Origin of the sequence: Crocosphaera sp. Alani8 (genome assembly GCF_038442745.1) — a bacterium.
In the GTDB taxonomy this organism is placed as follows: Bacteria; Cyanobacteriota; Cyanobacteriia; order Cyanobacteriales; family Microcystaceae; genus Crocosphaera.
The window spans coordinates 1-10,807 of sequence record NZ_JARVCN010000091.1 but is presented as its reverse complement, the minus strand read 5'-3'; the positions used below and the strand labels follow the sequence as shown (position 1 = coordinate 10,807).

General features: G+C 41.8%; 9 protein-coding genes and 1 tRNA gene. 3 read left to right on the top strand and 7 right to left on the bottom strand.

The features are described from left to right. On the bottom strand, nt 1-330 hold a 330-nt coding region (locus P9B04_RS06815; RefSeq protein WP_342054242.1), incomplete at its 3' end, for a hypothetical protein. Here P9B04_RS06815 and P9B04_RS06810 point away from each other — a divergent pair. Further along, nucleotides 323-1,102 carry an iron uptake porin gene (locus P9B04_RS06810; RefSeq protein WP_342054241.1) on the top strand — a complete coding sequence of 260 codons (780 nt, stop codon included), beginning with the start codon at nt 323-325 and terminating at the stop codon, nt 1,100-1,102. The genes P9B04_RS06815 and P9B04_RS06810 overlap by 8 nt on opposite strands. 364 nt (nt 1,103-1,466) lie before the next feature. Here the strand turns inward: P9B04_RS06810 and P9B04_RS06805 are convergent. The 3 genes from P9B04_RS06805 to P9B04_RS06795 form a co-directional block, all read right to left on the bottom strand. Continuing rightward, nucleotides 1,467-1,539, bottom strand: a tRNA-Ile gene (locus P9B04_RS06805). Nucleotides 1,540-1,760: 221 nt separating this feature from the next. Continuing rightward, a complete protein-coding gene (locus tag P9B04_RS06800; protein ID WP_342054240.1) occupies nt 1,761-3,551 on the bottom strand; it encodes a fatty acyl-AMP ligase in 1,791 nt (596 codons plus the stop codon). 110 nt (nt 3,552-3,661) lie between these two features. Further along, nucleotides 3,662-4,156 carry an alpha/beta hydrolase gene (locus P9B04_RS06795; RefSeq protein WP_446717975.1) on the bottom strand — a complete coding sequence of 165 codons (495 nt, stop codon included), beginning with the start codon at nt 4,154-4,156 and terminating at the stop codon, nt 3,662-3,664. Nucleotides 4,157-4,397: 241 nt separating this feature from the next. On the opposite strand from P9B04_RS06795, the gene P9B04_RS06790 reads away from it, so the two are divergent. Both P9B04_RS06790 and P9B04_RS06785 read left to right on the top strand, forming a co-directional pair. Then, on the top strand, nt 4,398-5,723 hold the full coding sequence (locus P9B04_RS06790; protein ID WP_342054239.1) for a hypothetical protein: 1,326 nt from the start codon (nt 4,398-4,400) through the stop codon (nt 5,721-5,723). Nucleotides 5,724-5,962: 239 nt separating this feature from the next. Next, a complete protein-coding gene (locus P9B04_RS06785) occupies nt 5,963-6,421 on the top strand; it encodes a calcium-binding protein (RefSeq protein ID WP_342054238.1) in 459 nt (152 codons plus the stop codon). Between the two features lie 196 nt (nt 6,422-6,617). Here the strand turns inward: P9B04_RS06785 and P9B04_RS06780 are convergent, their stop codons facing one another. The 3 genes from P9B04_RS06780 to P9B04_RS06770 all read right to left on the bottom strand — a co-directional run bounded on the left by P9B04_RS06780 (nt 6,618) and on the right by P9B04_RS06770 (nt 10,473). Next, entirely contained in the window at nt 6,618-7,070 is a 453-nt protein-coding gene (locus tag P9B04_RS06780; protein ID WP_342054237.1) for a DUF1036 domain-containing protein, read from the bottom strand. Between the two features lie 92 nt (nt 7,071-7,162). Beyond that, the gene (gene lpxC, locus P9B04_RS06775; RefSeq protein ID WP_342054236.1) at nt 7,163-7,975 is read right to left on the bottom strand and encodes a UDP-3-O-acyl-N-acetylglucosamine deacetylase; all 813 of its coding nucleotides are present in this window, start codon (nt 7,973-7,975) and stop codon (nt 7,163-7,165) included. 62 nt (nt 7,976-8,037) lie between these two features. Continuing rightward, entirely contained in the window at nt 8,038-10,473 is a 2,436-nt protein-coding gene (locus P9B04_RS06770; RefSeq protein ID WP_342054235.1) for a BamA/TamA family outer membrane protein, read from the bottom strand. Nucleotides 10,474-10,807: the final 334 nt, after the last annotated feature.

The following is a 10,807-nucleotide window of genomic DNA, read 5'->3' as shown; positions in this document are numbered from 1 at the left end:
TCTATTAGTAAAGGGTTTTATAAGGGGGTTAAAAAGAGCGGATTTGGTATAACAGACAATAAACTGCCTAATATGTCCCTGAATTTTGTGGTAATTTGCATCGATTCCGTTTTTTTTGTTGAAATAGTTGCTAGAGAGTATCCAAAACTTCGTTGACTTTTCAGTATAATTAATTACTTTGTCAAGATAACTTAATAAAAAGCCACCATAATTATCTTGAGCTAATCTTAAAACCCCAACTGAAAAATTAGCTAGAATACGTTTGGTTACTAACCCTAACCGATATTCTATTGAAAAGTGATTGTGAGGAGATGAAACGAGAATGTACAAGTCTTTGCTACCTGCTTTGATAGTGGGATCTGCCCTAGTAGGTAATGTTAGTTACGCCGAACCTGTCCCTTACCCCTCACAGACGGCTCAACAGACCGAGCAATTGACCCCAAACAATGGTATCCCTGCTCAAAGTTACGATTATCAAACCACACTACAGCAACTCAGTAGTATTCAACAATTGAGAGATGTTTCCCCCACAGATTGGTCTTATGAGGCTTTGAGAAATCTGGTGGAAAATTATGGCTGTATTGTGGGTTATCCCGATCGCACTTATCGAGGGGATCGCGCCCTGACTCGGAATGAGTTTGCTGCTGGTTTGAATGCTTGTATGGAACAGTTAGAGCGACGTTTACTAGAAGCTCGCAATATGGGTTCAGCAGCTTATCAAAACACTGCTCCCGAGATTCAAGCTATCCCAACTGATCGGGGAGAACATTTCACCCACGTCATAGATCGGGCATTTTACAACGAAAGTTTACGCTTTTATGACAATACGGATATGTTCGGCCAGATGAATAAGATTTTTGGTTGGCGATATGCTCCAGGATCTTTCTTCGATAACACCATCGCTAATGATGCTAAAACCATCGAAGCAGTATTATGGGATGGACTGAGACAACAAACCGCCGGACCGAGAATTCGCACCCCTGATCTTGTGAACCCCTTTAATTCTTCTTTAAGTGGAAATCCCGACTACATTCGTACTCAACCACCAACCATAAGGGATCGTCAGTTTGAGCAGCAACGAATTCCTATTATTCCCCAATAGATACGAGTTATTTGTCCCCCACTGGAGGGTATGGGGGGCTAATGGCTCAATAATACCAAATCCGCTTTAAAAAGTAGATAATCATCTTGAGAAGGTAAACATAGCAGAGGTAGAAACAATATTACCCTGCCATAATAAAAAAGAAATGGGAAAGTATCTTTAACTCACATCTTGCACCTTCGATAAAACTGGCTAGTTTGTAAGGGTTCAGCTATCAGCCATCAGCTGAAACATATCAATCCCTATCATCTACTTTGAGTAAGATTAAATGAAGGCTGAACGCTGTGCGATAGCGCCGGAACGGAGTGAGGAACTGCTGAGTAATTCAAGTTTTTCTATACTGGTGCAAGAGATCAGTTTAATATCCAGGGTGCAGGAGTTGAACCTGCCTAGCACGAATTATGAGTTCGTTGCCTAAACCGCTCGGCCAACCCTGGCTATGGGGCTAAATAACTATCATAGCACCTTTTAACCATAACATTATTAGTGTTTCCTTTGGATAGCAATCAGTCATCAGTGGTGAGAATTTAAGTCTGAGACATAAGGGAACAGTGAGCAGGGGTAATTGATAACTGGTCACTGTTCACTGGCAAAAAAGATATCTTATCAATCATTTCTGATGATTAGATCAATCCTCTTCAAATCCAGTTCCCCTTCCCTAAGAAACAGAGGTAAACTTGTTCATAATTTCAGGATTATCGCTCCAAACCGCAGCAATATCAATGGTTCCACTCAAGAAGTTTTGACGACAAGCGCGCCTCTGAATTTTCCCACTGGCGGTTTTAAGGACGGTTCCTGATTTGGCTAAAACAATAGCATAGGTTTGAATTTCGTGTTCTTCGGCAATTTCTTGGCGAATGTCCCCTAACAACTCTTCAAAATTTAATTCTCCGCTACGTCTTTCTAACTCTTGAACAACCACTAATTGTTCTTCCCCGTCTACCTCAACGGAAAAAGCCGCTCCGTAGTCAGAGCGAAAAACAGGGTTAAGATGCTGTACCGTCCATTCGAGATCCTGGGGATAATGGTTGGTTCCTCGAATGATAATTAAGTCTTTCATCCTTCCTGTAATATAGAGTTCTCCGTCTTTAAGAAACCCTAAATCCCCTGTCCTTAAAAAAGGTCCCTCTTGAGTGTCTTGGATATGAGCTTGAAAAGTCTCTGCTGTGGCTTCTTGGCGTTGCCAGTAACCCTGAGCTACACTGGGATCTGATACCCAAATTTCTCCTACTTCATCCTCAGCACAACGGGTTAAAGTATCGGGGTTGACAATCGCTACTTTTGTCTCGCACACTAACTGCCCACAACTAGCCATCACACGGGTGCCTTTTTCCCGTTGGGGATCGGCTTCGACGATTTTATCTTTCTCCATAGCAGAAGCATCTAAACAGGCAAACACAGGATGGGTTCCTTTGGGTTTACTAGATACCAGTAAGGTATATTCTGCTAACCCGTAAGCAGGGGCAAAGGTTTCCCAACGGAAACCACAAGCAGAAAAAGTTTCCACAAAATTGATCATTACCCTGGGGTTAATGGGTTCGGCGGCGTTTCCTGCTGCTTCCCAACTACTCAAATCAAGTTGCCCGATGTCTTTGCTTTTGAGGCGACGTAAACAGAGATCGTAAGCGAAGTTGGGGGCTTGGGAATGGGTTACTTTATATTTGGTAATGTTACGCAACCATTGAATAGGGCGTTTAATAAACGAGAAAGGGGACATCACATAACAAGGGGTTCCGTTGTACAAGGGAACCATCATCCCCTCCACTAAGCCATAATCGTGAAAGTAGGGCATCCAGGTATGGGTAACGCTATTTTCGTTGTAGCCGCAAGCCCGTTGTAAATAGTTGGCATGGTGCATTAAATTGAAATGGGATAGCATCACTCCTTTGGGGGTAGAAGTAGATCCGGACGTATATTGTAAATAAGCTAATTCATCTTTATCTACCTGGGGATCTTTCCAGTCCTCAGCCAAGGATAAATCCACCGTAGCGGTGTCAATCCACTTCATTTGGTCAAATTCGGTAAATTCTTCTTTAACTCCTTCTACAAGGGATAAAATTTCCTGTGTGGTCAAGGCTAGTGTCGCGTTGGCATCTTTAACGATAGCCCGCAGACGGGGTAAAGTTCGCTTCAACCTTCCTGACTCTGGTGGAGGAACCGGAATGGCGATCACACCAGCGTACAAACAGCCACAAAAGGCTGCGATTACTTCTAACCCTTGGGGATATAAAAGTAATGCTCTTTCTCCTCTGGCTTGATATTTTTGTAATTGTGCGGCGATGGCTTTGGCTTGTTGATCTAAGGCTGCGTAGGTTAAGGGTTGACTTTCTTTTTTTCCGTCTATTAAGAAAGTATAGCCGTGACCATTTGGGGTTTGCTGGGCCCTGAGACGCAATAATTCTATTAATGTGGTAGGAGAGGTTAAAGATGTTGCTGAGCCTTGAGTCATGGTTATCTTTGGAGAAGGAGTTAGAGGAGATTTGGTATCTCAAAAAACTTTATCAATTCTCAAGGAAATCTTCAAGTTATTAGTTACCAATTATCCATAGGTGTTCATCGCTAAAATGGGAGACGGGGGATACTGTTAACAAATCCTTGAATGTTTTGATAAATTTCTGCTAAGCGATCGCCGTCTACGTGAATTTCTTCTGTGGGGTAGTTTTCAAAGATTTCGATTAAACGTATGTTTTGATCGGACATGGCCGAAGTAACTAAAGCCCCTCTCAAGGATTCTCTATTAGCTCGTTTTGATGGGGTATGAATTACCTCTCCCACGGGATCGAGTACCATACTGCCGGCAAAACTATTTAGAACTTTCGATAAAAAAACAGGATCAACATCTACATTATTATTCAATAACACCCTCAATTCTTCTGGCTTTTTGTTGGCTAATTTCAGATAGGATTTTAAGGATCTCGAGGCTTCTCCTGTGTTGGCTAAGTGACTCAATTCTTCCACAGAAACAGATTCTCGTAAAATGCTGTATTTTAGAATAACGGTTTCCGCCGCTTGAGCAGATACTTTAGGTGAAAATAATCCCACCATAGCCAGCATAAAACTTATTATAAGTTGGGGTTTCTTAAAGAGTTTTTTCTTTTGTATCATCATCAATAATTTTCCTAATAATATTTTCGCTTTTACTATTTTAGCTAAAATGTAATAATTATCTTTTGGCTTCAAGACAGTATAACCAGGTGTCACAGAAAAGATTCCTTTAAATATTATGGTCAGGTTTCATATTTTATTATCTTGAATATAATAAGTATAGTAGCTTATAAAGTAAGGATAGTATTGTATGACACTTCAGCCTGAAATTATGAAGTCCGTTGAACAATTGGGCTACCGTGTCACTGTGGGGGACGTGGCGGCCAAATCTGGATTAAACATTAATTTAGCACAACAAGGATTACTGGCCTTAGCCTCTGATGTGTCGGGACATTTAGAAGTGGCAGAGTCGGGAGACATTGTTTATCTTTTTCCTGAAAATTTTAGAACCATTCTTCGTAATAAATACTGGAAACTACAATTACAAGAAACCTGGGAAAAAATTTGGAAGGTTTTATTCTATATTATTCGTATTTCTTTCGGTATTGTTTTGGTGGCTTCTATTATTTTAATGTTAGTTGCTATTACTATTATTATTATCGGTTTAAATTCTAGCCGAGATGGTGATAATGGTTCTAACAGTGGTGGCAGAGGTTATCGAGGGGGAGGATTCTTTTTCTTGCCCAATTTTGGCGACCTATTTTGGATTTTTTATCCCAATTACGGCTACGGTGATTATGGTAACAATTCTTCGAGAAGATCCCGCAACGGAAGTTCTGATGGGATGAACTTTTTAGAAGCAATATTCTCTTTTCTTTTCGGAGATGGTAACCCAAACTATAATCTAGAAGAACGTCGCTGGAAAACCATCGGCACGGTTATAAAAAATAATAAAGGATCAATTATTGCCGAACAAGTTGCTCCCTATTTAGATAATATTGACCGCTACAATCAAGAAAATGAGGACTATATTTTACCGGTTTTAACTCGCTTCAATGGTAATCCAGAAGTATCTCCCAACGGTGAATTAATTTATCATTTTCCTGAGTTACAAGTTACGGTTCAAAAATCAACTGAACAATCACTTACTAGTTATTTACGGGAAAGATTGTATAAATTTAGCAATGCTGGTAGTAGTAAAATAATGTTAGCTATCGGCTTAGGAGCGTTAAACTTTATTTTAGCGTTGGTGTTAGGATCATTTTTAAAAGATCCGGCTATTGTGGCACAATTTGGTGGTTTTATTGCTTTTATTAATTCGATCTACTGGTTATTATTAGGATACGCCATCGCTTTTCTGGGAATACCTATGGTTCGTTACTTCGTTATTCAAACGAGAAATGGTAAAATCGAGCAGAGAAATAAGAAAAGAAAAGAAAGAACTGAACTTTTACAAAGTAAAAGCGAAACAATACAGCATAAATTAGAATACGCTAGTCAATTCGCCAATCAAGGCCTTATTAAGCAGTCCGACATCGCTTACACTACAGAGAAAGATATCTTAGAACAAGAAATAGAACAAACAGACAAAATTGATCAAGAATGGCAAAAGCGTCTAGATGCTTTGGACAAGTGATACCAAATCCGGTTCTAAAACCCATCTTATCTTCTAGAAGATAAGATGGGTTTTAGAACCGGATTTGGTATCAGACGTAACTACAAAACGGGGATTGTAGGTAAACGAGGAATGGGTACTCTAGCTCCTTAATATCTATTTTGAAAACAGTCTTTTAACCTTTCCATAACCTTAATATGAGTTTCTTGATCTTATAATTTGCCTATTGTTATTAAAATACACTTTTAACTTTTTGAATCATGGCAACAATTAATGGAACCGGTTTAAGTGAAGTCTTAGTCGGCACATCTTTAGCTGACGAAATTTTTGGTCGAGGTGGAAACGACACTCTTCGAGGTAGAGGTGGAGATGATGACCTCCGAGGTGGTAATGGTGCCGATAGATTAATTGGTGTTGATGTATTGAGTGCTACTCCTGGTTTAGGTGAAATTGATACTATCAGAGGCAATGGTGGTGCAGACACATTTGTTCTTGGAGATGGTGTCAATGTTTTCTACTCTTTTAATGGTAGCGATGACTTTGCTGACATTCGGGGATTCCAAAGCGATCTTGATATTATTGAACTAACTGGTGATATTAGTGATTACTTCTTCAACCCAGATAATACAGCAATCTTTGAGACCAGTAGTAATGATCTTATTGCAGAATTTACTAATGGAGCCTTTGCGTTTGGTGATTTAACGTTTGTGTCACTTTAGGTAAAGTTGAGATCATACTTTTTTCCTAATTTGTTGCCCATAAATTTTATTTCATAGAACTATTAGCTCCCCCAACTCAAGAAGTTGGGGGTTTTTTCTTAAAACTGAACTTCCCCTTTGACAAAAGCACTTTAGCCCCTTTTAAAACCAGTTTCATCAAAGAATCCCACGGGGTTCTAGGTGTGGGAGTGTCAATTTATCTGGTGTATTCTATTAATTCCCTTCTATCACCAATTAAGTAAAATGTTTGCATAGAATTATCACTGAAACCATAATGATGTTTATGGCAAACCTCATCGCTTTCTCCGTTATAAAAAGTGTATCGATCTTGGATCACACATAAACTAATTGTTTGTATCTCTTCGTCTTCTAAGTCTAAAAGATAGGTACGCTCAACAGTCTGAGCGCGGTCTACTTCTACATAAGTGTACCAATTATCAGGGTAGACCATACACTCCCCAGGTTCCACTAACCACCATCCCTTAGTAACCCAGGTTTCGTCGCTGTTGATATATGCACCAGATACTCGGACAATTTCGTTACGATAATTACAAAGTTCTGCTCCTTGGGCCACATTAGGAGATAAAGCTAACTCTCCAAACCCTGCACCCAAAAGCATCAACGACCATAAACCGAGGGATTTTTTCATGGTTTTTTCTCCTCAACCTTAACTTGGTAGGCTATGTTTTCTTCCACCAAATATTTTAGCTAACTTAATCAAAGAACTCCCTAAAGACTAACTTAACTAAATAACGCCTTAGCAAGTTGAACGTGAAGTTTATGACTAGCTTTATAAGCCAAAAAATGGGCTTGAGGGATGGTTCCCAATAAACTTAAATCCCCAATTAAATCTAGGAGTTTGTGGCGTGCTGGTTCGTTTTCAAACCGTAGAGGGGGATTAAGCCAACCGGAGCGATCGCACACTAAAGCGTTGTCTAGAGTTCCCCCTTTAATCAAACCTGATTGCTTTAACTGCTCGATTTGATCGGCGAACCCGAAAGTTCTCGCCGGAGCAATTAACTCTTGAAACGGCTCTTTTTTAGGGTTCCAACTTATCCATTGATTGGCGATCGCTTCGTAAGGAAAATCGATACCGTAGCTAAAGCGCATTTCTGGGGCAGGAATAGCGGCTACAAAAGCGTCTTGATCCCTAACCCACACGGGTTCATCAATGGGTGTTCCCACTGCCATTTCTGAGGGATTCAGCCCCGATTCAACCAAAGCATCCACCCAATTTTTTGCAGAACCATCCAATAGGGGAACTTCTGGCCCATCGATTTCGATACAAGCATTTTCAACACCAGATCCGATCAATGCAGCCAATAAGTGTTCCACGGTGCGAACCGTTGCTCCATTGGCCATCAACTCTGTGGAGAGTAAGGTTTGATTAACTGTTGCAACAGTAGCCGGAATGATCGGTTTTTCGGGCAAATCAACGCGAATAAAATAACGTCCTTGGTTGCCATAGTTAGGTAATACTTTCACCTGAGTTTTTGTCCCAGAATGTAACCCAACGCCAGATATTCTAAACCCTTTTTCTTTGGTAAATGTCATTTTAAACCCCAGTAAGTTTGAAATAGAAGTTTTTATATTTTTGAGAGGTATTGTATAACAGTTTAAAATCTCTCTCCAATACCAAAATGAATGCGAGAGTCTCCGTCATCGTTTACCCCATAATCTACCCGAATGGGACCTACTGGGGATTGAATCCTTACCCCAATGCCATAACCATAACCATCGCTCGGTAATCCTCTTACCACCCCAGGAATACCACGAACAGACCGTTGAGACTTGATGGTTGTACCATAATCGAAGAAAACAGCCGCCCCAACTGCCGGAATAATGGGAAATCGGTATTCTGCGGTGGCCTGAAAATAACTGCGTCCGTTACCCACTTCCCCTTCTGCGTAACCCCGTACGGAGTTACTGCCCCCGATGACAAAGGCTTCGTAGGGGGGTAAATCTTCAAATACGGTTCCTGCTTGCACATTAAAGGCTAAAGCCTGGGGTTTGGGCTGATCTTCTGCGATGAACCCTAAATCGATTAAATTCAGGGGAATAAAGTAACTATAATTCCCTCGTAAACGTGTGAAAGCAACGCTTCCCGAACCCACAGGGAAGGTTTGTTCTATCCCCAGGCGTAACACATAACCACTGGTGGGACGTAAGGGGTTATTACGAAAATCTTGAGCGGCAGCAAAACTGAGGGTTAACAAGTCATCCCGCCCCGAATCGCTAAAAGCCAGTGGTTGTTCGGGAAAACCATTCAGAGGGGCTGATAGAGGGGCAATATCCCCGTCGGCGTTTTCGATTTGTACCCGTTGGTAGTTAATTCCTGCAGTGAGTCGCCAGTCGGGTTTAGTGAAGGGATCGTCTGCCAAAGGCCGCGCAAAGGAAACTCCACCTCCTGTACGAATAACTCGGGGACTGTCGAAACCGTTGAGGGTTCTAATGGAAGAATCGTCCCCGTCAAAAACCAGGGAAATAGTACGACGACGGAACCCGTTAACGGTGTAGGCAGTACGGAAGGGATCACCGCCAATCCAAGGATCTGTAAAACTAACATCCAGCAGTAGTTCCCTTTCCCCTACTTGCACCTCACCACCCAGGGTTTGACTGTTACCCCCCAAGTTCTGTTCTTGGTAACTGATGGTTCCAAAAAGTCCACTGCTGGAACTGATACCTGTACCTGCGGCCAAAGACCCGGTGTTTCCTTCTACAACATCCACGTTAACAATCACTTCTCTGGGGTCTTCCCCTGGACTAAAGGATACTCGCACGTCTTCAAATAATCCCAAGCCAAAAATCCGTTGTAGATCGAATTGGGCAGTTCTTCTGTTAAAAACATCCCCTGGTTTGAGCTGCATTTCACGGGTAACGATAAAGTCTCGAGTTCTTCCATCTAGGGGTTCGTCTTCCCCATCAAAAAAGCGTACTTGTACATCTTCTATCACCCCCTCAGCGATCACCAGGGTGACAATACCGTCTTCGCTAACTTCGGGGGAACCAATTACCTGGGCAAGATCAAACCCTTGTTCGGCGTACCATTCGTTAATCTGTCTAATTCCCTCTTGCAGTTGTCTCAGGTTCAGGGTTTCTCCGTATTGATCCCCAAAAATTTCTTGGACTTTTTCTGGGGGTAAGGCTCGTTTATCTTCGATATCGGGTACGGTGCTAACCACCACTTGTTCTAAGACGGGATTAACTGCGACGGTGTAAGTGATTCTCACCCCTAAAGGTGTGTCAGCAGGGGTAACTTCCACGTTGGCAAAGAAACCTGTGGCGTAAATGGCGTTTACGTCTTCTTGTAGTTGGGAACGGGTAGCTGTACGCCCTGGGCGAGTCTGAATTGTGTTATAAACTAAGTCTTGTAATTCTGGATCGGCCCCTTCAACCAAGACTTCTACCACTAACACCCTTGGTTCCTCTTCTGTGGTTTCTGTTTCCTGTGCTTCTGATTCAGGAGCGGGGATTACTTCGGGAGTGGGAACTACTGGGGGGTCAGTATCTTGGGAATCTTCTATATCGCTGGGAGGGGTTGTCTGTTGAGATGTGGGGGTTGACTCGGGGGGAGTCTGAGCTAAATCTTTTGGGTTTGAATCTTGGGCTAAACCTTTATTTTCTAAGTTTGCTGTGGCAGATTCCTCGAGGGGTTCGGTGGGAAATTCCTCTTTTTTCAGGTTGGAAACCTTGGGGTAGGGTTCAACTGTTTCTGAGGATTCTTCCAACCAGGGATCGCTGATTACAGCCAGATCGGAGTTTCTGGGAGTTGTTTCTTCAGGGGAGTTTGGGGACTCTTCCATAACAGAAACTTGTTCTTTAATTACGGAAACCTTGGTATAAGGCTCAGCACTGCCGGAATACCCGTCACCCCATGACTCTGAGGTTAAGTCGTCTAGAAACTCAAAACTAGTCGCTTCTGGGTCTTTAATACTGGCTACTGACGGCACGTTTTGCCCCCTCAAGGGTTCATCTGTCACCCATACGGTTGCTGTCGTCAGGATAATCCCCAGTAAGGGAGAAAAATGTACTCTTTTACTCTGGTTTGACACGTCCTACACACCCAATCAAGCTATAGCGTTTTTACTGTTATCCGTTGCCTATGGTTAACTTAACTGATAGCTACCAGCTTGTCTAACAGCCAATCCGTATTACCCGTTTCTTTGACTCTGGCCATGAAAAATTGTTCCAACTATCTGTTGAAATCAAAAAATTGAAAATTTATTTGCCATAATAAAAACAATGAGATGAATAGTTCTAGTTGAACAGTTTTCTTTTCGTTATTGGGGCTGGTCGGTGGTCTTTAGATGAAATAATCACCAAAAAATTTAGGTAAGTAAGTCAGCAGAATTAATTGTATATTTTATGGTATAGTTTTATCAGCAT